The 23,133-nt window shown below is 64.9% G+C and carries 13 protein-coding genes; 4 read left to right on the top strand and 9 right to left on the bottom strand.

The window, feature by feature from the left end; translation table 11 throughout:
• Positions 1–37: 37 nt before the first annotated feature.
• The 4 genes from CAY53_RS11875 to CAY53_RS11860 form a co-directional block, all read right to left on the bottom strand.
• Positions 38–3,154 (bottom strand): efflux RND transporter permease subunit, encoded by a 3,117-nt coding sequence (locus CAY53_RS11875; RefSeq protein WP_104937280.1) that lies wholly within the window; start codon positions 3,152–3,154, stop codon positions 38–40.
• On the bottom strand, positions 3,141–4,226 hold the full coding sequence (locus CAY53_RS11870; RefSeq protein ID WP_104937279.1) for an efflux RND transporter periplasmic adaptor subunit: 1,086 nt from the start codon (positions 4,224–4,226) through the stop codon (positions 3,141–3,143). Before CAY53_RS11870 ends, CAY53_RS11875 begins: the two co-directional genes overlap by 14 nt.
• 485 nt (positions 4,227–4,711) lie before the next feature.
• Complete coding sequence (locus CAY53_RS11865; RefSeq protein ID WP_219842677.1) at positions 4,712–5,518, bottom strand: MgtC/SapB family protein; 807 nt, start codon at positions 5,516–5,518, stop codon at positions 4,712–4,714.
• 38 nt (positions 5,519–5,556) lie between these two features.
• Positions 5,557–6,660, bottom strand: a complete 1,104-nt coding sequence (locus CAY53_RS11860; protein ID WP_181040300.1) for an AMIN domain-containing protein — start codon at positions 6,658–6,660, stop codon at positions 5,557–5,559.
• Positions 6,661–6,835: 175 nt separating this feature from the next.
• On the opposite strand from CAY53_RS11860, the gene CAY53_RS11855 reads away from it, so the two are divergent.
• From CAY53_RS11855 to CAY53_RS11840, 4 genes are all read left to right on the top strand, one after another.
• Positions 6,836–9,412 carry a TIGR03960 family B12-binding radical SAM protein gene (locus CAY53_RS11855; RefSeq protein WP_104937556.1) on the top strand — a complete coding sequence of 859 codons (2,577 nt, stop codon included), beginning with the start codon at positions 6,836–6,838 and terminating at the stop codon, positions 9,410–9,412.
• A gap of 80 nt (positions 9,413–9,492) precedes the next feature.
• Positions 9,493–10,836 (top strand): TrpB-like pyridoxal phosphate-dependent enzyme, encoded by a 1,344-nt coding sequence (locus tag CAY53_RS11850; protein ID WP_104937277.1) that lies wholly within the window; start codon positions 9,493–9,495, stop codon positions 10,834–10,836.
• A 113-nt stretch (positions 10,837–10,949) separates the two neighbouring features.
• On the top strand, positions 10,950–12,194 hold the full coding sequence (locus CAY53_RS11845) for a D-alanyl-D-alanine carboxypeptidase/D-alanyl-D-alanine-endopeptidase (RefSeq protein WP_104937276.1): 1,245 nt from the start codon (positions 10,950–10,952) through the stop codon (positions 12,192–12,194).
• Positions 12,195–12,271: 77 nt separating this feature from the next.
• A complete protein-coding gene (locus CAY53_RS11840; protein ID WP_104937275.1) occupies positions 12,272–13,252 on the top strand; it encodes a DnaJ C-terminal domain-containing protein in 981 nt (326 codons plus the stop codon).
• A gap of 115 nt (positions 13,253–13,367) precedes the next feature.
• On the opposite strand, the gene CAY53_RS11835 is transcribed toward CAY53_RS11840, so the two are convergent.
• From CAY53_RS11835 to CAY53_RS11815, 5 genes are all read right to left on the bottom strand, one after another.
• Positions 13,368–14,021: a TetR family transcriptional regulator gene (locus tag CAY53_RS11835; protein ID WP_104937274.1), complete on the bottom strand. Its 654-nt coding sequence runs from the start codon at positions 14,019–14,021 to the stop codon at positions 13,368–13,370.
• Positions 14,022–14,063: 42 nt separating this feature from the next.
• Positions 14,064–15,455, bottom strand: coding sequence for an efflux transporter outer membrane subunit (locus CAY53_RS11830; protein WP_104937273.1), 1,392 nt, complete (start codon positions 15,453–15,455; stop codon positions 14,064–14,066).
• Between the two features lie 9 nt (positions 15,456–15,464).
• Positions 15,465–18,644 (bottom strand): efflux RND transporter permease subunit, encoded by a 3,180-nt coding sequence (locus tag CAY53_RS11825; RefSeq protein ID WP_104937272.1) that lies wholly within the window; start codon positions 18,642–18,644, stop codon positions 15,465–15,467.
• A 3-nt stretch (positions 18,645–18,647) separates the two neighbouring features.
• Positions 18,648–19,838 (bottom strand): efflux RND transporter periplasmic adaptor subunit, encoded by a 1,191-nt coding sequence (locus CAY53_RS11820; RefSeq protein ID WP_104937271.1) that lies wholly within the window; start codon positions 19,836–19,838, stop codon positions 18,648–18,650.
• A gap of 153 nt (positions 19,839–19,991) precedes the next feature.
• Positions 19,992–23,048, bottom strand: a complete 3,057-nt coding sequence (locus CAY53_RS11815; RefSeq protein ID WP_104937270.1) for a methyltransferase domain-containing protein — start codon at positions 23,046–23,048, stop codon at positions 19,992–19,994.
• Between the last annotated feature and the right edge of the window lie 85 nt (positions 23,049–23,133).

Genomic DNA, 23,133 nt, shown 5'->3' with positions numbered 1-23,133 from the left:
TCTCAAAACGGAGAGCCGCAGGGCGCCCATCAGAACTTCATGGATGCCCATCGAACCCGCCGGCTGCCCGGGGTCTTCCCGGACTCGGCCCTTTTTTGCCCGGAGCTGCCGGCTCCTCTGGCGCCTGCAGCCCATACCAGAGCACATAGCAGGCGGGCAGAAAGAGCAGGGTCAGCGCCGTGGCCACGGCCAGCCCGCCCATGATGGCATTGGCCATCGGCCCCCAGAACACGGTCGGCGCGATGGGCGCCATGCCCAGGATGGCCGCCACCGCGGTCAGCATGATGGGCCGGAAACGGACGGTGGCCGCAGCCTCCAGCGCATCCCAGTCGGATTTGCCTGCCTGTTTTTCCCGGTCGATCTGGTGCACCAGGATGACCGAGTTGCGGATGATCATGCCGATCATGGCGACCACGCCCAGAAGCGCCACAAAGCCGAGCGGCTGCCGCGTGACGAGCAGGCCCAGCACCACGCCGATGAGCCCCAGGGGCGCGACGCAGATGACCAGGACCAGATGCCGGAAATTGCCGAGCTGCACCATGAGCACGAAGAGCATCAGAATCGCCATGACCGGCATGGTTGCCAGAACCGAGGCCTGGGCCTTTTCACTTTCCTCCACCGCGCCGCCGGTTGCAATCCGGTAGCCGGGCGGCAGTTCCTCCTGCAGCGCCTGCACATCCCGCTGCAGCGCCCGCACCACGGTCGCGGGCATGACGCCTTTCCGCACATCGGCCTGCACGGTCAGGGTGGGCAGCCGGTCCCGCCGCCAGACGAGCGGATAATCCTGCACAAAGTCGATGTCCGCAACCGCGGCCAGGGCCACGCTTTTGCCGCCGGGCAGCGGCAGATCCAGGGTCTTGAGGTTTTCGATGCTGGTGCGGCTCTCCTCGTCCGCCCGCAGGACCACGTCGATGAGATAGATGTCATCCCGCACCGCGGTGGCCCTCACCCCGCTGACCGTGCTGTAGAGCGCCTGGGCGATGCCGGCCGATGACAGGCCCAGCCGCCTGGCCTCGTCCTGCCGGATGCGCAGCCTGAGCTTGCGGGCCTTGGTGCCCCAGTTGCCGTTGATGGTGTGCAGATCGGCGTTGGCGGCCATGATGGCTGCCAGGCGGCGGCCATAGTGCTGCACCAGATCCGCATCCCTGCCGGCGATCCGGTACTGGACCGGCCAGCCCACGGGCGGCCCCAGCTCCAGGGACGAGATGCGGCCCAGCAGCTCCGGGAAATCGTGGTCCAGGGCATGCTGCAGCCGTTTGCGCACCCGTTCCCGCGCCTCGTTGCCCCTGGTGACAATCACGGTCTGGGCAAAGAAATCGTTTGGCAGTTTCTCGTCCAGCGGCAGATAGAAGCGGATGGCGCCCCGCCCCACGTAGGAACTCCAGTGCGCAATGTCAGGATCGTCTTTCAGCAGCGCGTCCATCCGTTTGGAAACCTCGTCCGTGGCCCTGATCGACACGCCGTGGCGGAGCGTCATGTCCACCAGCAGCTCGGGCCGGTCGGAGGAGGGAAAGAACTGTTCCGGCACCAGCGGCAGGGCCAGAATGGCGGCGGCAAAGAGGAGCAGGGTTGCCGTGACCGTGGTTCTGGGCCGGCGCATGGCCAGGCGCAGCATCCTGTGGAAGATCCGTGCCGGCCGGCTGGGTCTGGGCTCGTGCTGGCCCGGGTTTTCCTTCAGCATCTTCATGCCGATCACCGGGGCAAAGAGCACGGCCACGAACCACGACACCAAAAGCGCCATGCCCACCACGGCGAAGAGCGAAAAGGTGTATTCGCCGGCCATGCTCCTGGAAAGGCCGATCGGGATGAAGCCGAAGATGGTGACCAGCGTGCCGGTCAGCATGGGAAAGGCCGTGGAGGTGTAGGCAAAGGTGGCGGCCCTGGCCTTGGGCCAGCCGGCTTCCAGCCTGGAGACCATGCTTTCCACGGTGATCATGGCGTCATCCACCAAGAGGCCCAGGGAAATGATGAGCGCGCCCAGAGAAACCCGTTGCAGATCTATGCCGCAGAGTTCCATGCCCAGGAAGACGAAGGCCAGGACAAAGGGGATGGAAAAGGCCACCACCGTGCCCGCGCGCAGGCCCAGGCTGATGAAGCTGATGGCCAGCACGATGGCCACGGCCTCGAAGAGCGCCTCCAGAAACTCGGCGACCGCCTCGCGTACCACCCTGGGCTGGTTGGACACCAGATGGGCCTCGATGCCCACCGGCAGCTCGGCCTCCAGGCGCTTCATGGCGGCTGCCATGTTCTTTTCCAGTTGCAGCACGTCGCCGCCCTCCTGCATGGAAAGGCCCAGCCCCACGGCGTCTCGGCCATTGTAGCGGAAGATCGGTTGGGGCGGGTCGGCGGTAGTGCGGCGGATCTCCGCGATGTCGCCCAGCCGGATGCTGCGACCGCCCGCATGGAGCGACACATTGGCCAGGTCGGATTCGGAGAGGAAGCGGCCCGTGCTTTCCAGCGCAATCTGCTCCTTGCCGGTGTCCACAATGCCTGCGGGCGTGAGCGCGTTCTGCTGGCGGATGGCCAGCAGCAGGGCCTCGCGGCTGATGCCCAGGCTGGCCAGGCGTTTGGGCTGGAAGGTCACATAGAATCGTTCGTCCTGCGCGCCAATGGTGGTGATCTTTGCCACATCCTGCACGCGCAGCAGTTCGCCGCGCAGCTCCTCCACAAGGTCTTTCAGCTCACGGTGGCTGAAGCCTCCGGCCGCGGTGAAGGCGTAGATGATGCCATAGGTCTCGCCGAACTCGTCGTCGAAGTAGGGCCCCAGGGTTTCGGCCGGCAATTCGTGGCGGATGTCGCCCGCCTTTTTCCGCACCTGATACCAGCAGTCCGGCACGATCTTTTTGTCCGTGCTCTCCCTGAGCCCCACAAAAATCGTGGTCTGCCCGGGCAGGGTATAGCTCTCCAGCGTGTCCAGATGGGGGGTTTCCTGGAGTTTCTTTTCCAGCCGCTCCGTGAGCTGCAGCAGGGTCTCCTCCATGGTGGCGCCGGGCAGATAGGCCCGCACCACCATGGTCTTGACGGTGAAGGCCGGGTCTTCGTTCTGGCCCAGATGGAAGTAGGCGCGCACGCCCGCCACCGCCACCAGCATCATGCAAAAGACCATGAGCGCACGATGCTCTATGGCCCATTTGGAAAGATTAAGGCCGGGCATCGCTGTTCATGAGTCTGACTTTCTGCCCCTGCCGCAGGTTCTGCACGCCCGCGGTGACCACGGTTTCTCCGGCTGCGAGCCCTGCCTCGATGATCACAGTGTCCTTCAGATAGTTGCCGATGCGCACCACTCTGGTGCTGACCGTGGCGCTCGCAGGGTCAACAATCCAGACCACCGGCCTGCCGTCCACATTGCCGAGCGCTGCGGCGGGGATGCTGATGGCCGGGGCGCCGCCGGCCGGCAGGGCGCCGGTGAGGGCCGCGCCCAGGGGCATGTCTGCCGCATTGTCAAGCAGGGCCCTGATTTGATAGGTACCGGTGATCCTGTCCGCTTTCGGCGCAATTTCGTAGAGGGTGGCGGATGAACACAGGTTCCGGCGATCTGTCAGACAGACCTCGAGCCTGCCGCCGATCCTGAGGGTCCCAAGCAGGCTTTCCGGCGCATCGAAGACCGCATCCCGGCCCGTGTCGGCAGCCAGACGGAAGACGGGCTGGCCGGCAGCCACCACCTCGCCGCTTTCCACCAGCCGCTCCGTGATCACCCCGTCGGCCGGGGTCTGTAGTACGGCGTAGTCGAGCTGTTCCGCCGCGGCATGCTCCCTGGCCAGGGCTGCCTCGAGCTGGGCTTTGGCGGCCCGAAACTGGCGCTGGGCAATTTCCCGCTCGCTCTGCGACACCGCATGCCGGCGCAGCAGACGGGCTGTGCGCTCCGCCTGTTTTTGGCTCTGCTCCAAAGCGGCCCTGGCCGCGGCCACCTCGGCCCCGGCCGCAGTCAGCGCATCGCGCGCTACCGTGTCGTCAAGCCGGGCCAGCTTTTGCCCGGCCCGGACCCGGTCGCCAACGGCCGCGTGACGCGCCGCCACCTTGCCCGTCATGCGGAAGGCGACGCTGACCTCGGTATGGGCCTGCACGCGGCCGGCGGGCAGGCTCTGCGCCGTGGGCCTGTCCGCCGTCACCACCACGCTCTTCACGGGGCGCAGCGGCTCTTCCGGCGCAGCCTGCTCCCTGCAGCCGGCCAGGGCGAACAGCAGGAGCAGCGGCAACAGTCTGGCCATGTTCATCATCCTCATCATACAGGTGCCTCCGGGGTGTCCGGGGAACAGGCCCGCAGCGGGGGAGGGGGCGGAAAGAAGGACAGGTGATGGTTTCGTACTGCGCTCTCCGCCCGCCAGGGAGCCGCTGTCATGGCTCGTTCCGGCCTGGGAACGGGGGAGGCACGCCCGGGCGCGTCTCTGCCCGTGTAGTTTTTTGTCTGCAGAGACAATACCTACCCAACTTGCTTCAGGTTGGGTAGGCTTTTGTGCCAGTTTTTTGGAGCCAGGATGCTGTGGCTGGAGCAGATGCCCTGCCACAGGCCGGCATGTTCATGGCTGCAGGGCAGGGGACATGCCAGGGATGGCTCCTGCCCGGGGGCTGCCGGACAGGCACGGCTGCTGCCCATCCTGGAATGGGGCGGAATGCAGCGGCGCCTTGCCCCAGCCGCCCATTGGGCTCCGCCCTTTTGCCGGCAAGGCAGCCATGGGCCGGCCTGGCACAGGGCCGGCGGCGCGCCCGAGCGCTACTCGCTGATCGGCGTGATGCGAAAGGCGTGCACAGCGTCGATCTGTTCCAGCTTGCCGGACAGGCAGGCGGAGCCGGTGCGGCGGCTGGTGCGCAGCACCATGCTGAAACGGCGTTCGCAGCCCTTGTCGTCCAGCCGGTAGCTGGTGTGGGCGATGCGAAAGCCGCAGGATTTCAGCAGGTCGCGGACGATCTGCTCGGTAAACTCGTTGTTGCGCTCGCCGCGTACGTCGAAGTTGTAATAGGCCTCGGATGGCAGCAGGTTCTCGATCACCCGCAGTATGGACAGCACCAGAATGGTGAGCGCCACCGAAACCACGAGGGGAAAATAGAAGCCAATGCCGGCCAGAATGCCGATGGCCGCGGTGATCCAGATGGATGCGGCCGTGGTCAGCCCGCGTACCGTGGGGCCTTCTTTCATGATCACGCCGGCGCCCAGGAAACCGATGCCGGTCATGATGCCCTGGGCCATGCGGGTCGGGTCGAGACGGATCAGGTAATCGCTTTTTTCCAGAACCCACTGGGATTGGAACACGGTCACCAGCATCAGCAGGCAGGAGGTCATGCAGACCAGCGCGTGGGTGCGGAAGCCGGCCGGCCGGCCGCGGTAGGTGCGTTCAAAGCCGACGATGGTGCCGGCCACAAGAGCCGCCAGCAACCGTAACAGCATTTCCAGGTTGTTCGGGTTGAAGGCGGTCACGTCACGCAGAAAATTGAACGGTTCCATGGCATTAAAAGAGTTGCGGGTGGCAGCCTGCCCCTGTTCGTCAATGTTTGCCGGAAAACGCAGGGCGCTGCGGTGCAAGACCGGCGCCCTGCAGCCTGAAAACGGGATTGCCGCGCTCAGTCCTGTGCGGCATTGATGATCAGCACGAAGAAATTGTCTTCCTTGAAGAAGACCTGCTGCAGATTGTAGCGCTTGTTGGGCAGCAGCTCGATAAAGACCCGCACCTTGCCGCTGCCGGCCGATTTGTCCATACGAATGGCCTGGACCAGCTTGCCGCTGATCTTGAGCGGTCCTTCCAAAGCCGGAGCCACTTCCAGATTGCTGAACTCGCAGATGACCTGCGGCGTGCCGGTTTCCACGCTGCGCAGCACCGGCGGATAGAAGCCGTTCAATCTGAACTGCACCAGCTCGCCCTTGGGCGAATCCGGATCGAACTGGATGGCCGAGAGGTAGGGCGGTTCCGTGGCAGCGGCCTGAGGCGCCTGCTGGTCGACGGCGGCCGCTGGCGCGGCGGCTTCCGGCTGGGCGGGCTGCGCCGCCTGCTGCCCGGCGGCGGGTTCGTCCTGCTCTGCTTTTTCGGCTGCGGCCTTCTGGTCGGGCGCCTTGGCCTCACTCTCCTGAGCCGGCGACTCCGGCGTCTTGGGCGGCGCGGGCCTGGCCTGCTCCTTCTTTCGGCCTTTGGGCGTGGCAGACCCGGCCGGAGCGCTGGCTGGCTGGTCGGCAGCGGCCGGGGCCCGGGTCTGGGCAGGGCTTTTTTTCCTGGCATTCTGGGGCTGCAATCTGGTCGGCGCCTCTTCATGGGCCGCAGTCCTGCCGGCCTTGTTTCCAAGATGGATGACGACCGTATTGCCCGACACGCTGTAGCTGGGCTTGGCACTCGCAGTCGCCAGGTCCATGACCAGCCTGGTTTTGAGCCCGCCATCCCGGTGGACGCCGACCCGAAGGCCCTTGACCACCGCAGATTTCGGCGACAGGTTGCGGACGCCCCGGCCGGTCTGGGTGTCGGGAAAATCGAAGACCATGCGGGGATTGCTGCCGTTCATGGTAAAGGTCTTGGGGTGGACCGCGGCATCGAAGCTGAGCACCACTTCTTCGCCGTTCGCACCGCTCCGGTGTTCAATTTTTTGCAACTGTGCAGCCTGGACAGAGGCGCTTGCGCAAAAAATCAGGAAAAAAGCGGGTGCGAGCCAGCCAAACATGGTAGAAAAGAGAATTTTCATGATTTTGATAAGGCGGAAATGAGACTGAAAGCGGCAAAAACGCTCTGAAAGAGATACGCAGTTGCCGCTCAGGAAGCAAGTATTTTTCATACTACCGGGCACTATTGCCCTTTTCTTTTCAGGACTTGCGTGCAGCATGGGCCCGTACGCAGCCTCCCATGACCTGCCGATCCGTATGACACCAGATTCCTCTGCCCCCCTGTCTGCCGCTGCCGCGCGGGCGGCCCTGCAGGCCCGTCTGCCGCTGGTCCGCAAGCCAGCGCAGTACCTGGGCCTTGAACACAACGCCGTCTCCGGCGAATTCAGGCCCCATGACCTGAACTTCTGCCTGCTCTTTCCGGATATCTACGAAATCGGCATGTCCCACCAGGGTCTGCAGATTCTCTACCATATCCTGAACAGCCAGCCAGGCGTGACCGCGCACCGCTCCTATGCGCCGGACACCGACATGGAGGCGCTCCTCAGGGAGCAGAAACTGCCGCTCTGCTCCCTGGAAGCGGGCATGCCGCTCGCCCGTTACGATGTTCTGGGCATTACCCTGCCCTATGAACTCTGCTTTACCAATATCCTCACCGTGCTGGATCTGGCCGGCCTGCCGCTCCGGGCGCGGGATCGGGACGAAGGATATCCGCTGGTGCTGGGCGGCGGCTCCTGCGCCTTCAATCCGGAGCCGGTGGCAGACTTTTTCGACGCCATTCTTGTGGGCGATGCCGAAGAGGCGGTGGTCCGGATCGCAGAGGTCTTGCGGACAGCCAAGGCTGAGAAAACAGACCGGGACGGGGTGCTGGCGCGGCTTGCCACGGTGACCGGCGTCTATGTGCCGGCCTTTTTTGCACCCCGCTACGAAAATGGCCGTTTTGCCGGCATGAAGCCGCTCAGGGCAGGATACACCAGGGTGCGGCGCGCGATTCTGCCCGAGCTGGACGACGGCGGAAACCAGTGCCGCCCGCTGGTGCCCGTGGTCGGCACGGTGCATGACCGGCTCGCCATGGAAATCGCCCGCGGCTGCACGCGCGGCTGCCGTTTCTGCCAGGCCGGCATCATTTACCGGCCCGTACGGGAACGCAGCGTGGCGCAGATTCTGGACTGGGCCGATAGGGGCATCGCTGCCAGCGGCTTTGAGGAGATGGCCCTGCTCTCGCTCTCGACCGGCGACTATTCCTGCCTGGACGAACTGGTGCTGGCCCTGATGAACCGCTTTGCCCGGAAACGGGTGTCTCTGTCCATGCCCTCCATGCGGGTCGGCACCATCACGCCGGCCATCATGGAGCAGATCCGGCGGGTGCGCAAAACCGGTTTCACGGTCGCGCCCGAGGCGGGCAGCGAGCGACTTCGCCGGGTCATCAACAAGGGCATTACCGAGGCGGATCTCCTGGCCACCTGCAAAAACGCCTTCAGTCTTGGCTGGAAGCTCGTCAAATGCTACTTCATGACCGGCCTGCCCACGGAAACAGAGGCCGATGTCGAGGCCATCGTCGAGCTGGTCAGGGCGGCGCGCAACCAGGCCGGGGCCGCCTGGAAGAGCGTGCAGATCAACCTGGGCGTGGGCACCTTTGTCCCCAAGGCCTGCACCGCCTTTCAGTGGGAGGGCCAGTTGGGACTCGAGGCGGCGCAGGAGCGCATTCACCTGTTGAAGCGATTGCTCCCGGCGCGCGGTTATCATCTGAAATGGCATGATCCCAGGCAGTCTTATCTGGAAGGCGTGTTCGCCAGGGGCGACCGCCGCCTGAGCCTGCTCGTCGAGGCGGCCTGGCAGCGCGGCGCGCGGCTGGACAGTTGGGGGGAGCAGTTCAATCTGGCGCTCTGGCAGGAGGCGGCCGCGGACTGCGGCCTGAATCCGGACGATTATCTGCGGCCCCGTTGTCTGGATGAGGCCCTGCCTTGGGAGCATCTGGATTGCGGGGTCAGTCGCGACTTCCTGCTGCGGGAGCGGGAACGGGCCTTCTCAGGGATCTATACGCCGGACTGCCGTACCCACGGCTGCCAGGGCTGCGGCATTTGCGACTTCAGGACCATCAAACCGACGCTGCATCGGGAAGCGCCGGAGCAGTCGGCACAGAGCCTGCCCGCCGAAGCCCCGGCCGAGGGCGGCCAACCGCCGCGCTGCTGCTACCGGGTCCGCTACAGCCGCCGTCCGCCCAGCCATCTGCTGGGCCATCTGGAGCTGTTGGTGCTGGTGTTCCGCGCCCTCAGACGCGCCGGCCTGCCGATCGCCTATACCCAGGGCTTCAATCCCTCGCCCAGGGTCTCCTTCAGCCAGGCCCTGCCGGTGGGTATGGAAAGTCTGGCCGAATACTTTGACATGGAGCTGACCCGGCCTGTGATGGCGGACGCCGCTCTGGTCGAGGCCCTGAACCGTGAGCTGCCGCCCGGTCTGGTGGTGAGCCGGGTGACGCCGGCCCCGAAAAAGCAGGCGGGAGCGGTCAGAAACCTGTATGAAATCGACCTGCCGGAGCATGCCGACGCGGCGGCGCTTGCGGCAAAGGTCGAGGCCTTCCGGGCTGCCGAGCGCTTTCCCCTGACCCGCTTCCGCAAGGGCAAAAGCGCCACCTTTGACATCCGGCCGCTGGTGGCCAGTCTGGAGGTCGGAGCCGGCAAAATACGGCTTGCACTCATCCAGGAGCAGGGCAGGCCCGGCGTGAGCCCCCGCGAGGTGCTGGAGCAGGTCTGCGCTTTGGCCCACGAAGATGCCCTCTGCGCCCGAATCGTCAGGCTGGAAAGCGGGGATGTCGGTTCCGGCTTGAGCAATTGACCGCTTTGCGGTACTAATGCGGGCCGTTTTTCAAGAAATCCGTGCGGCACGGCGCTGCCGCTTTTTGCCAAGGAGAAGCCATGAAAAAGATCGTGCTGCGCGAAGATGAAATGCCCCGGCAATGGTACAATGTGGTGCCGGACATTCCCGGCGGTATCAAGCCGTCGCTGGACCCCGTGACCCATGAGCCCGTCAGTGCGGAGAAGCTGGGCGCCATCTTCCCGGAGGGCCTGCTGGAGCAGGAGATGAGTCAGGAGCGCTTCATTCCCATTCCGGAAGAGGTGCTGGATATCTATGCCATCTGGCGGCCCAGCCCCCTGGTGCGCGCCAACAAGCTGGAAGAGGCCCTGGGCACCAAGGCCAGAATCTATTTCAAAAACGAAAGCGTTTCCCCGGTGGGCAGCCACAAGCCCAACTCCGCCGTGGCCCAGGCCTATTTCAACAGGCGCGAAGGCATCAGGCGGCTCACCACCGAAACCGGGGCGGGTCAGTGGGGCAGCGCGCTCTGCTTTGCCGCCTCCAAGTTCGGCATGCAGTGCAAGGTGTATATGGTGCGCGTGTCCTACGATCAGAAGCCCTACCGCAAGTTCATGATGCAGACCTACGGCGGCGAGGTGGTGGCCAGCCCCAGCGGGGACACCCAGGTCGGCCGCGACATTCTGGCCCGGATGCCGGACACGCCCGGTTCGCTCGGCATGGCGATTTCCGAGGCCCTGGCGGACGCCGCGAGCCGCAGCGACACCCATTATGCCCTTGGCTCGGTGCTGAACCACGTGGCCCTGCACCAGACCATTGCGGGCCTGGAGGCCAGAAAGCAGATGGAACTGGCCGGGGACTTCCCGGACGTGGTGATCGGCTGCTGCGGCGGCGGTTCCAACTTTGCCGGTCTCATGACCCCCTTTGTGCCCGATTATCTCAACGGCAGAAAGATCCGCTTTGTGGGCTGCGAACCGGCCTCCTGCCCCACCCTGACCAGCGGCAGGCTGGCCTATGACGCGGGCGACGTGGCCATGATGACCCCGCTTCTGTTCATGTACACCCTGGGCCACGACTTCGTGCCGCCGGGCCTGCACGCGGGCGGCCTGCGCTATCACGGCATGGCCCCGGTGATTTCGGCCCTGACCCGCGAGGGCATTGTCGAGCCCATGGCCCTGCAGCAGCTCGAATGCTTTCAGGCAGGCCTGCTGTTTGCCCGCACCGAAGGCATTATTCCCGCGCCGGAGAGCACCCATGCCATTCGCGGGGCCATCATCGAGGCGACAAGAGACCTCAAGGAGCCGAAGACGATCCTCTTCAACCTCTCAGGCACCGGCGTCATCGATCTGCCCTCCTATGACACATACCTCAGGGGCGGCTTGCAGGATTACAGCTATCCGCAGGAGGACATCGAAAAATCCCTGGCCCGTCTGCCGGAGATTGTCTGAACGCGCCTGTCACTGGCCCTGTCCGCTCCTGGCCAGGGCCAGTTTGTGCAGCCTGCCGCGGCATGCGGCAGGCTGTTCCTGTGTCCGGCCCTTGAACCAGGAGGGAAAACCTCATGCCGAAATCGTTCCACCATGCCCTGCGCCTCCTGGCCCTTGCGGCCGCGATCCTGGGGACCCAGGGCAGCGCTCCCGCCGCCTCCTGCCCCGGCATGACCGATCTGATCAGCCACGGCGCCTACGGCGTGGCCGATAGCTCCGGCCGCATCACGGCCGGCTGCAATCTGGACGAAAGCCTGATGCCGGCCAGCATCATCAAGGTGGCAACGGTTTTGGCGGCCATGCGGATCCTGGGGCCGGATTACCACTTTGCAACCGAATTTTATCAGGATCAGCTGGGCAATCTCTACATCCGGGGGCTGGGCGATCCCACGCTGGTCTCCGAGGAGGTGGCCCGGATTGCAACTCGTCTGCGGAGCCTGGGCCTGACCCGGGTGGCCACACTTTTCGTGGACGACAGCGCCTTTGCGCTGGAAGGGCCCATGCCCGGCCAGAGCGCAAGCGCCAATCCCTATGATGCGCCGGTGGCCGCACTGGCGGTCAATTTCAATACCCTGGCCATTGTGAAAACCCAGGCCGGCATCGCCTCCGGTGAGGCCCAGACGCCGGAACTGCCCCTCATGCAGGAGCTGGCCAGAAACCAGGCCTCCGGTCGCATGCGCCTGAACGTCTGCATGGGCGGGGCGGACACGGAGCAGTGCAGTATCCGCTACGCGGAGGAGCTCTTCCGTGCCCTGCTGGAGCAGGCGGGGATCAGGGTCGAAGGGCTGGGCGGCCGTGGCGTCGTGCCGCAGGATGCCCGGCTGCTGCTCCGCTACGAGAGCAGCGGGAACCTGGAGCTTATTGCCCAGGATCTCATGCGTTCCTCCTCCAACTTTATCGCCAACCTCCTGTTTTTGCAGGCCGGCGCGAAGCGATACGGTTTTCCCGCCACCTGGGCCAAGGGCCAGAAGATGATGCAGGCGGAACTGCGGGAACTGCTGGGCCCGAAGGCTGCCGTTCACCTGGTGGAAGCTTCGGGCATTTCCCGGCAGGATCGGGTCAGTTGCCGCAGCATGCTGACCATCCTGCAGCGTTTCCGGCCCTACCGCGGCGTGTTGCAGCAGCAGCACGGGGTGGCCAGTAAAAGCGGAACCATGAGCGGCGTGTACAATCTGGCCGGCTACCTGCCGGATGGCCGGGCTTACGTGATCATGCTGAACCAGCCCAAAAACACGCGTGACCGCGTGCTGGCCAGGCTGCAGGGCCGCGACCAGGCGGCAGACAGGGGCCGGCGCCAGGGCAGGAGCCGGAAAAAATAGCCGGCCCTTGCCGAAGCAGGCATCGTTCTTATACTTGCCGAATACTTTCCTGTATTTTTCTCCCATCTGTGCACACCATGAATAAAAAGAAGACTGACTACTACGAAGCCCTGGGCCTCGCCAAAGGCGCCACTGCGGGAGAGATCAAGAAGGCCTACCGGAAGCTTGCCCTCAGGTATCACCCGGACAAAAATCCGGGCAACAAGGTGGCGGAAGAAAAATTCAAGGAAATCAGTGAGGCCTATGCCGTGCTCTCCGATCCCGAGAAACGCCGCCAGTACGATACCTTTGGTTCGGCGGGCTTTCACCAGCGCTTCAGTCAGGAAGACATTTTCAGAAATTTCGATCTGGACAGCATCCTGCGCCAGTTCGGCTTTGGCGGCGGCTTCGGCGGGGCCAGCGGCTTCGGCGGGGCCAGCGCCTTCGGGGGCGGCAGCTTCCGCACGGGCAGAGGTGGTGGAACCTCACCCTTTGAGCAGATGTTCCGCGGGGCTGGCGGCGGCTGTCAGCAGGACTGCCGGCAGCCTGCGGCGGGTGCGGACCTGCACTACACGCTGGCCATCACCCTCGAGGACGTGCTGCATGGCGCGGAAAAGACCGTGAGCCTGCGCCAGCCGGACGGCGTCCAGCAGAGCATTTCGGTCCGGGTGCCCAGAGGCATAGAAAACGGCAAGAAACTGCGGGTGGCGGGCAAGGGCGCACCCTCTGCCAGCGGCGGCCCGAACGGCGACATGTATCTGAAGATCCAGTTGGCGCCCCATCCCCATTTTCAGCGGGATGAGGATGATCTGGTGGTGGAACGGCGAATCAGTTTCAGTCAGGCCTGTCTGGGCACGGAGATCGAGGTGGAGAGCCTGGAGGGCAGGCGCTTTCATGTCCGGGTGCCGGCCGGTGTCCAGCAGGACGCGCGGCTGCGTATCAAGGGCTTTGGGCTGCCGGCTGGTCCGATCGGGGACGCGCGCGGCGACCTCCTGGTGCGGGTGGCTGTGGCGGTGCCCAGACATTTGACGGAAACGCAGGAAAAGCTGGTGCGGGAGCTGGCGGCAGACGGACTGTGAGCCAGGAGCCGGTTCCGCTTTCGCGGGCAGGAGCCGCCGCAGGGGAGTTGCACGTGCGGGACGGGGGCGGGATCTGTGCATCCTCCGCCCCCTTTTTGTTGCTGCGGCAGCCCCTTCAGGCTGCGGGCTCCTGCAGCAGATAGGGATTGTTATCGGCCTGCATGGCAAACAGAAAGGCATCGATCAGCCGGAGGATGTCGTTCTTGATGTTCCGGCCGGCCGGGGCCAGCAACACGGCAACAATGCTGCCGTCGATAAAGCTCATCATGGACACGGCCCCCAGACGAATATCGAAATTTTTCGGCAACTGGCCCTGCCGCACCGCATTTTTCAGGATGCTTTCCGTTTTGCGAATGGCCGCGTGGCGGCGCTCCTCCTCTTCCTGGGCGTTTTCGCCCCGATCCTTGATGCCCAGCCTGCCCCGATCCAGCCAGATCTGAAACACCTGACGGGTCACGCCGGATTCCGCCGCATCCTCAATCAGGGCACGCAGCATATCCCGCAGCCTGCCCAGGGGATCGGGCTCATCCTCTTTTTCGCCTGCCAGGGCAATCTGCTCGTAGGGCAGGCAGGTTTCGTCGCGGAGCGAGCGCAGCAGCGCCTCCTTGTTCTCGAAGTGCCAGTAAATCGCGCCGCGGGTCACGCCGGCGATCCTGGCCACATCGGAAAGCGTGGTCTCCGAGATGCCTCGGGTGGCAAAGAGCGCCAAAGCCGCCTTTTGAATGGCAGCCCGGGTTTCCCTGGCCTCTTCCTTGGTTTTTCTCGCCATGGCGCTACCTCTCGCGCAGCGGGGGCTCAAGGCGGCCGGCGCTCACTGCTGCCACCCGCCTCCCAGCGCCTTGAACAGATTCACCTGGTTGTTCTGCTGCGCCAGACGCAGGGTCACATAGGTCTGCCGGGCCGCAAACAGGGAACGCTCCGCATCGAGCTGGGTCAGGAAGCTGTCGATGCCCTCCTGATAGCGGAAGGATGCCAGCTTGTAATATTCCTGGGCCGCATCCACCAGGGCCTTCTGCGCCGCCACCCGCTCGGCCAGCCATTTCCGGGCCGCCAGCCCGTCCGCGACCTCCCGGAATGCGGTCTGGATGGCCTTTTCGTAGTTCACGACGGCCGCCTCCTTGCGGATCTCCGCCAGGTCCAGTTGGGCCGTGAGCCGGCCGCCCGTGAAAATCGGAATGCTGATCGAGGGCGTAAAAGCCCAGACGCCGCTTTTGCTGTCAAAGAGGTCGCCGAAATCCGGAGCCATGTAGCCGGCCTGGCCGGTCAGGCTGATGGTCGGGAAAAAGGCGGCCCGGGCCGCGCCGATATTGGCGTTGGCCGCCTTGAGCGCATGTTCCGCCGCCTGGATGTCCGGACGCTGCAGGAGCACGGTGGAGGGCAGGTTGGCGGGCAGTTGCAGGGTCAGGTCATGATCCTCGAGCCGCTGGCCGCCTGCGGGATCGGGCATGGCCACGCCGGCCAGCAGGTTCAGCGCGTTTTTGTCCTGCTCGCTCTGGAGCTGGTACTGGGCCAGGGAGGCGCGCACCTGTTCCAGCATGGTGCGCGACTGGGCTATTTCCAGACTGTTGGCAATGCCGCTCTCAAAGCGCTGCTGCACGAGTCCAAAGGACTCGCCCTGGCTCTTGAAGGTATCCTGGCTGATGGCCAGCAGTTCCCGGTCGGCCAGCAGACTCAGATAGGAGCGGGCCGTTTCCGCCACCAGCGAGATGACTGCGGAGCGGTGCGTCGCCACCTGGCCCAGATACTGTTCCAGGGCCTCTGCCTTCAGGCTGCGCACCCGGCCGAAGAGGTCGAGTTCATAGGACGTGACGCCCACGGCTGCGGAATACATCTCGCCGGTGACATACTGGCCGCTGGCAAGCGTCCGCTGTTTGCTCCAGCTCCCGTTCGCGCCGAGGCTCGGAAACAGGGCCGCCCGCTGAATGCGGTACTGGGCCTGATAGCTCTCGACGCTCAGGGCTGCGGCCCTGAGATCGCGGTTGTTCTCCAGCGCCGTGGCAATGGCCTGTCGCAGGCCCGGGTCCGTGTAGAAAGTCTGCCAGCCGATGTCGCTGACATCCGTGCCCGCCTGGCCTTGACTGTCCGCGATCGGGAGCTGGGCCGGTACCGGCATGTCCGGCCGCAGGTACCGTGGAGCCATGGTGCAGCCGGAAAGGACGCAGAGCAGCAGGCCGGCGCCCAGAAACAGATGTGTTTTTTGCATGGCAATTCCTCAGTTGGATTGCACAGGGCCGGCCGGCGCAGAGGCCTTGTCCGTTTCCGGGTTGCGGGCCTTGCCGCCGTGCCTGGTAAAGGTTTTCACCACCACCACGTAGAACACCGGCACAAAAATAACGGCCAGGAAGGTGGCTGACAGCATGCCGCCCGCCACGCCGGTGCCGATGGCATGCCGGGCGTTCGCGCCCGCGCCGCTGCTGATTGCCAGCGGCAGGACGCCGAAGATGAAGGCCATGGAGGTCATCAGGATCGGGCGCAGGCGCTGCCTGGCGGCGCGCACCGTGGCCTCCACCACTTCCCGGCCCTTGTCCACGCGGCGCTTGGCGAATTCGACAATCAGAATGGCGTTTTTCGCCGACAGCCCGATGGTGGTGAGCAGGCCGACCTGGAAGTACACGTCGTTTTCCAGCCCGCGCAGCCAGGTGGCGGCCAGGGCGCCCAGCACGCCCAGCGGCACTGACATGATGACCGCAAAAGGCACGGTCCAGCTTTCATACAGGGCGGCGAGGCAGAGGAAGACGACCAGCAGTGAAACCGCATAGAGGAAAGGCGCCTGTTGGCCGGCCCGCTGCTCCTGGAAGGAGGTGCCGGTCCACTCGAAGCCGAAACCTTCAGGGAGTTGTTTTATCAGTTCCTCCATGATCCGCATGGCATCGCCGCTGGACTTGCCCCGTATGGGCTCGCCCTGGATCTCCACGGCCGGATAGCTGTTGTAGCGTTCCAGACGCGGCGAGCCGTAGCTCCACGCGCCCGAGGTCACGGCCGAGATCGGCACCATGGCGCCCTGATTGTTGCGCACATACCACTGGTCCACATTCTCGGGCGTCATGCGGTAGGGCGCGTCGGCCTGGACCATGACCTTCTTGACCCGGCCCTTGTAGAGAAAGTCGTTCACATAGCTGGAACCCCAGGCTATGGCCAGGGTGTTGTTCAGGTCGGAGATGCTCACGCCCTGGGCCATGACCTGTTCGTAATCCATATCGAGATGATATTCCGGCACATCATCCATGCCGTTGGGCCGCACCCGCACCAGATTCGGGTTCTGGCTGGCCAGGCCCAGCAACTGGTTTCTGGCCTCCAGCAGCTTCGCATGGCCCAGACCGGCGCGGTCCTGCAGAAAGAGGTCGAAGCCTGTGGCCAGCCCCAGGGCGGGCACGGCCGGCAGGTTGAAGGAAATGACTATGCCCTCCTTGATCCGGGCAAAGCGCTGCATGGCCCGGCCCAGGATCGCGTCCACACTCTGGTCGGCCCGGGGCCGCAGGCTCCAGTCTTTGAGCTGGGCAAAGGCCATGCCCATGTTCTGGGCCATGCCGGCAAAACTGAAGCCAACTATGCCAATGACGCCCTCTATATTTTCCCCTTCATCGGTGGTGTAGTATTTCAGCACCTCCTTTTGCACCGCCATGGTGCGCTCCAGGGTGGCGCCGGCCGGGAGCTGAAACAGGGTCACGAATACGCCCTGATCCTCTTCAGGAATGAAGGCAGAGGGCAGCTTCGCGAAGAGCAGGCCCATAATGCCCAGAATGACCAGATAGGTCAGAATGCCGCGGCCCGGTGCGTACAGCACATGGCGCACCGTGTCGCGGTAGCGGTCGGCGCTGGCTTCGAAACCCCGGTTGAACCAGCCGAAAAAGCCCCTTTTCTCCTGATGCTTCGCCTGGTTGACCGGCTGCAGCAGCGAGGCGCAGAGCGCGGGCGACAGGGTCAGGGCCACCAGCACCGAGAGGCCCATGGCCGAGACGATGGTGATCGAGAACTGGCGGTAGATCTGGCCGGTGGCGCCGCCCATGAAGGCCATGGGCACGAACACGGCGGAGAGCACCAGGGCGATGCCGATAAGGGCGCCGGTGATCTGGTCCATGGATTTGCGGGTGGCCTCCCTGGGCGACAGCCCCTCTTCCCGCATCACGCGTTCCACGTTCTCCACCACCACGATGGCGTCATCCACCAGCAGACCAATGGCCAGTACCAGACCGAACATGGTGAGGGTGTTGATGGAGTAGCCCAGGAGCGACATGATGCCAAAGGTGCCCAGAAGCACCACCGGCACCGCAATGGTCGGCACCAGGGTGGCGCGGAAATTCTGGAGAAAGAGGTACATGACGAGGAAGACCAGGATGATGGCCTCGACCAGGGTATGGGCCACCTCGGTGATGGAGACTTTGACGAAGGTGGTGGTGTCGTAGGGAAAGAGGGCCTGGACGCCCGGCGGAAAGTAGATCTCCAGTTCCTTGACCTTGGCGCGCACCCGCTGGGCCGTGGCCATGGCGTTGGCGCCGCTGCCCAGCATGATGGCCATGGAGGCGGAGGGCTGGATCTGGCCATCCTTGGCGTAGACGCCGTAAGCGTTGTAATTTTCCGCCCCCACCGAAATCCGGGCCACGTCCCTGAGCCGCACCTGGGAGCCGTCCGCATTCACTTTGAGCAGGATGTCCTTGAACTCGTCGATATTGGTCATCATCATCTGGGCCATCAGCGTAAAGGAGGTCTGCTGGCCCGGAATGCTGGGCGCGCCGCCCAGGGCGCCCACAGTCACCTGCTTGTTCTGTACGGCAATGGCGTTGGTCACATCCGAAGGGGTGAGCTTGTGGCTGTTCAGCTTGTGCGGGTCCAGCCAGACGCGCATGGCGTAACCGGAACCAAAGACCTGCACCGAACCCACGCCCTCCAGCCGGCTTACCGGATCGCGCATGTTGGAGACGAGGAAATCGTTCAGGTCGTAGTTGTCGAGGCTGCCGTCAGGGGAGATCAGCGAGACCAGCATGAGGAAGGTGTCGTTGGCCTTGGCCACGCTCACGCCTTCCTGCTGCACCGCCTGGGGCAGATTGCTGAGCGCGCCCTGCAGCTTGTTCTGCACCTGCACCTGGGCCATGTCCGGATCAGTGCCGGACTCGAAGGTCAGGGTCATGGAGACCCGGCCCGAAGAGGCGCTTTCGCTCTTCATGTAGAGGAAGTTGTCCAGGCCGGTCATGTTCTCCTCGATGACCTGCACCACGTTGCTTTCCACGGTGCTGGCCGCGGCGCCCCGGTAGGAGGTGGTGACGCGGACCGAGGGCGGCGCGATTTCCGGATACTGGGCAATGGGCAGCGTGTCGATGGCGAGCAGGCCCGCCAGCATGATGACAATGGCAATGACCCAGGCGAAGATGGGCCGGTCGATAAAGAATCTGGCCATGGCTCACTCCGCTTTGCCTGCGTCCGCCGGGGCTGCGGCCTTGTCCACCACCCTGACCTGGACCTCGGGACGGATCTTTTGGAGCCCCTGCACGATCACGCGCTCGCCGGCCTTGAGGCCACTGGTGATCACCATCATCTGGCCCTCGGTGCGGCCGGTCTGGATGAGACGGATCTGGGCCCTGGACTGCTCGTCCACCACGTAGGCCATCGGCTCGCCCCTCTGGGTGCGGGTCAGGGCGGCCAGGGGCGCCATGATCGTTGGCATCTCCTGGGGGCTGGTCAGACGGGCGCGGATGAACATGCCGGGCAGCAGCTTGCGCTCCCGATTGGGCACTGTGGCGCGGATGCTGACCGTGCCCGTGCCCTGGTCCACGGTGATGTCCGAAAACTCCATCGTGCCCTGCTGCTCCAGCGGCGCGCCGTCGGCCATGAGCACCTGCACGCTCGCAGGCGCCGAGGCGGCGGCGTTCGCGCCGCTGCTCTCCAGCTTGGTGCGCAGGGCCAGAAGCTCGTTTGCCGGCGCGTTCACGTCCACATAGAGCGGATCGATCTGCTGGATCACCGCCATGGCCTCGGCCTGCTGGGCGGTCATCAATGCGCCCTCGGTGACCTTGCTCTTGCCGATGCGGCCGCTGATCGGCGCTTTGACTTTGGTATAGTTCAGGTTGATGCGGGCCGTTTCCAGGGCGGCCCTGGCCGCAGCCACCGAGGCCTGGGCCTCCTTCCAGGTCGCCTCCATCTCCACCTGGTCCTGGGCGCTGACCGCCCTGGTTTTCACCAGGGTCCGGTAGCGCTCGGCCTTCTGGCGGGTGGAGTATTCCTGGGCCTGGGCCTGGGCCAGCCGCGCTTCGGCGCTCTTCACCGCGGCCTGGAACAGGGCCGGGTCGATCTGGTAGAGCACCTGACCCTCCCTGACCTCGCTGCCCTCGGTGAAGAGCCGCTTCTGCAGGATGCCGCTCACCTGGGGCCGTACCTCGGCCACCCGATAGGCGGCCGTGCGGCCGGGCAGCTCCACCTGGGGTTTGAGCATCTGCTCGGTCACCCGATAGACTTCGACCTCCGGGGCAAAGCCGGCCCTTGCGGCCGCATCCTGTCCCCCGTCTCTTTTGCACGCCGACGCGAGCGTCAGCAACAGGGCGCAGCACAGCACGCCGGCTCGGGTCACATTTCTGTTTTGCACTGTTTTCTTCATAAGTTACCTGCATTGCATGGTTCCCGGCGCGAGGGCCCGCACCGGGCAGGGGATTTCCATCCCGGAAAGGCGGAGGAATATATATACAAGCATGAATGTATGCAATTATTTTTTACGCCCGCTCAACCGGCTCTCAGGGTCGCCTTTTCACGGTCACCTTTGGCAGAGCAGCCAGGCGAGTTCCGGGTCGCCCGCCGTGGGCCCGCTGTGCAGCACGGAGCAGTTCCGGCGCCGGAGGAGGGCGGCCAGTTCGTCCGCGCTGCGGTAGAAGGTGGCGTGTCCGGCCAGGCGCACGCGACGTTCTTCCAGATGCCAGCGCCAACTGCGCGGGCCCGCCGGCTTCTGGGAGTGGCGAATGAGCAGGAGACCGCCCGGGGCCAAGGCCTTCAGCGCCTGATCCAGCGTTTTTTCCAGTGCGGCCCCGTCCAGATAGTGCAGCATGTCGAGCAGGAGCACGAGATCGGCCCTGTCCGTAAAAAATGGCCTGTCCGTGGCCCAGCCGCACCGGATTTCGCCCCGCTCGCCTACGGCCCGCGAGGCCACGTGCACCCGCTCCGGGTCCGGATCCACGCCGTAGATACGCGCCCCGGGCCAGCGTTCCAGCGCCCAGCAGGCAGGCACGCCGAAACCGCAGCCGATGTCGTAAATGGTGTGGATGTCGCGTTTCTCCGCCAAAAGCTCCGGCAGATCGCGGAACATGGGATCAAGGGCCAGCTTGCAGCGGGCGAACACGCGGGGATAGGCCTCCAGCAGACGGAAGTGCTGCAGAACCCGCGGTCGCAGGGGGCTGTCCGCGGGCAGCGGCTTTTCCCGGAAGGCATGCCGCAGAAGCGGCGGCAGCAGCAATGAGGCGCCCAGCAGCGAATAGCCCACGCCCAGGAGCGAGGTCAGTCCCACGCTTTTCAGCAGAGGGTGCTCGGCACAGCAGAGCACGCCAAAGCCGATCAGGGTGGAGGCGGCGGACATGAACACCGTGGTGCGGGCCAGCAGATACGAGGGATGGTCGCTGTCTAGGTAGCGCTGAAAGCCATAGACCGTATAGACGGCGTAGTCGTCGCCCATGCCGAAGATGACAATGGCCAGCATCAGGGCCGGAATGTCCAGCGGATGGCCCAGCAGCTTCAGGGTGCCCAGGGTGCAGACAAAGGCGAAGAACGGGGGCAGCATGGTGAGCAGGCTCAGCCGCAGGTTCAGGGAAAAGACGAGATGAAAAAAGAACACCAGCGCCACCACCAGAGCCAGACCCTGTATAAAGTTTGTGCAGAGCAGGTGGCCCAGACGCTCGGCGAAATAGGGGCCGTCAAAGATGTGCGCGAGGCCATGGTAGCGTGCAAAGAAGGCGGCGGCTTCGTAGGCCGGGCCGGGCCGTACGCTGATGAACTGGGCATAGCCCTGTCCGTTTCCGCCGCGTATGCCCAGCAGCGGCAGCAGGCCCGGTGGCGGCGCCATGTTTTCCGGCAGCTTTTCGGTGTGCAGAAGCCGCAGAAAGGGGGCAAAGGCGTCAGGGGCGAAACCGGCCTTGCGGCCGGCCTCGGCAAGGCCCTCCTGCACTGATTGTACCCGTTCCGGCGTCCAGAAGGCGCGCCAGTCCGCCAGATGCTGCCGCGCCAGCTCCTCGCCCGGAAAGAGCATGGCCGGTGCAAAGTATGGCCCGATGCGCTCAGCCCGCCGGTCTTCGGCGAGTTGCCGGAGCAGCCGGTCGTTTTCGGACTGCATGCGCTCCAGGCTGTCTGCCCGCAGCATCAGCGCCACCTGGCTGCCCATGTCGCCCCAGATCTTGGTGAAACGGGCCTCGGCCGCCTGGGTGGCCGGCCGAACCGAGTTCATCTCCTGCAGGCTGATGTGAAAAACCGGCTTGGCAAAGGGCAGCAGCAAGAGCAGGAGCAGGGCCGCCAGCACCGCGCCCGCTCTGCCGCGTGAACCCAGCCAGCGCACGAGCGTTCTGAGCGGCAGGGGCCGGGCCGGGCCGGGCGGCAGGACGGGGAAGATTTTCGGGAACACCAGCATCACAAAGAGATAGGTGCCCAGAAAACCCAGGGCGGTGAACAGGCCCAGCTCGGCGAACAGGGGAAAACCGCTCAGGGCAAGCGCCAGAAAGGCGCCGACCGTGGTCAGCAGCGCAATGCGGCCGCCGATGGATTGCAGCTCCCGTGCCACGGCCTTGCCATGGGTCTCGTGCCTGCGGTCCAGCAGCAGCAGATAGCTGATGCCGTAATCCACGGTGATTGAAATCAGCGCTCCGCCAAAGCCCAGAACCAGAATGGAAACGGAGCGGAAAATGAGGGAGTACACGAAGAGCGCGGCCGCCGTGCCCACAAGCGACGGCACCAGCGAAAGCAGGCCCAGCCAGGGTCTGGGAAAGGTGAAGAGCAGCAGAAGCGCAATGCCAAAGGTCGAGAGCAGGAGGGCAAAGGCCACATCGTGGCGCACCACCTCTTCGTTGTCCAGGGCAGCCCGGTAGGCGCCCATCGGCGTGCACTGCGGGTTCAGGCCCTGGGCCCGGAGCGGGGCCAGCAGCCCGGCCTCGACATCTGCAAAAAAGGCGGCGAGGGCGCGGGCCTGCCCGGTGTCCGAACCCGGAAGTCTGGGCCGGGCAGTCACCAGAAGATGTTTTTGATCGCGGCTCAGCAGGGCGCCGCGATACAGCACGGCTCCCTGCACGGGCGCCAGCGGAGCCATTTTCGCGAGCAGCAGTTCCCGCAGATTCAGGGGATCGCCGGCAATCAGCCGCGCCTGACCGATGCCCTCCATGCCGGCAAGCGTGCGGGCGCATGCCGCCACCTGCGCGCTCAGGGCCTGCGCTTCCAGTCTGGGCGCCACCTCGCGCTCAAGCTCCTCCCTGCCGAGGAGATGGGGCAGCCGCTCCGGCAGCCCGGCCACCAGCTCCGGCAGCAGGTCCCCCCATTCCTGGTTGCCCACCTGGGCAAAGAGGCCGCTGGCCCGCATCCTGGCCTCCAGCGCCTGGCCCAGCGCCAGCAGCCTGTCCGGTGCGGCCTCGTCCAGGGCCAGGTCCACGGCAATCTGGTCATGCACCGGGTGGCTGGCAAAGATGGTCATGGCATCCCTGAGAACCGCCTCGGTTCTGGGCATGGCATGGACAATGTCCGTATCCACCTGGAGCCGGGTCAGCGCGGCCCAGCTCAGAGCGGCGGCGGCGGCAAGCGAGAGGAGCAGCAGAAGGCAGGCTCTGGGAGCAAGAGGTAAACGCATCACACATCCTTTCGGACAAAAAGCGGTGAAAAAACCGGGGGCTATGCCTTGCCGTAGGAAAGGTGCGGCGGTATAGTGCCCGCAT

The sequence above is a fragment of the Desulfobulbus oralis genome (assembly GCF_002952055.1).
Lineage (GTDB): Bacteria > Desulfobacterota > Desulfobulbia > Desulfobulbales > Desulfobulbaceae > Desulfobulbus > Desulfobulbus oralis.
Note: the sequence above shows the minus strand (reverse complement) of the source record. Positions and strands in the feature narration are given on the sequence as shown.

Bases quoted from the DNA above. Each gene is read 5' to 3' on its own strand.
- CAY53_RS11875 (WP_104937280.1), bottom strand. From the start codon at position 3,154: ATGCCCGGCCTTAATCTTTCCAAATGGGCCATAGAGCATCGTGCGCTC.
- CAY53_RS11870 (WP_104937279.1), bottom strand. From the start codon at position 4,226: ATGATGAGGATGATGAACATGGCCAGACTGTTGCCGCTGCTCCTGCTG.
- CAY53_RS11860 (WP_181040300.1), bottom strand. From the start codon at position 6,660: ATGAAAATTCTCTTTTCTACCATGTTTGGCTGGCTCGCACCCGCTTTT.
- CAY53_RS11855 (WP_104937556.1), top strand. From the start codon at position 6,836: ATGACACCAGATTCCTCTGCCCCCCTGTCTGCCGCTGCCGCGCGGGCG.
- CAY53_RS11850 (WP_104937277.1), top strand. From the start codon at position 9,493: ATGAAAAAGATCGTGCTGCGCGAAGATGAAATGCCCCGGCAATGGTAC.
- CAY53_RS11845 (WP_104937276.1), top strand. From the start codon at position 10,950: ATGCCGAAATCGTTCCACCATGCCCTGCGCCTCCTGGCCCTTGCGGCC.
- CAY53_RS11840 (WP_104937275.1), top strand. From the start codon at position 12,272: ATGAATAAAAAGAAGACTGACTACTACGAAGCCCTGGGCCTCGCCAAA.
- CAY53_RS11835 (WP_104937274.1), bottom strand. From the start codon at position 14,021: ATGGCGAGAAAAACCAAGGAAGAGGCCAGGGAAACCCGGGCTGCCATT.
- CAY53_RS11830 (WP_104937273.1), bottom strand. From the start codon at position 15,455: ATGCAAAAAACACATCTGTTTCTGGGCGCCGGCCTGCTGCTCTGCGTC.
- CAY53_RS11825 (WP_104937272.1), bottom strand. From the start codon at position 18,644: ATGGCCAGATTCTTTATCGACCGGCCCATCTTCGCCTGGGTCATTGCC.
- CAY53_RS11820 (WP_104937271.1), bottom strand. From the start codon at position 19,838: ATGAAGAAAACAGTGCAAAACAGAAATGTGACCCGAGCCGGCGTGCTG.
- CAY53_RS11815 (WP_104937270.1), bottom strand. From the start codon at position 23,048: ATGCGTTTACCTCTTGCTCCCAGAGCCTGCCTTCTGCTGCTCCTCTCG.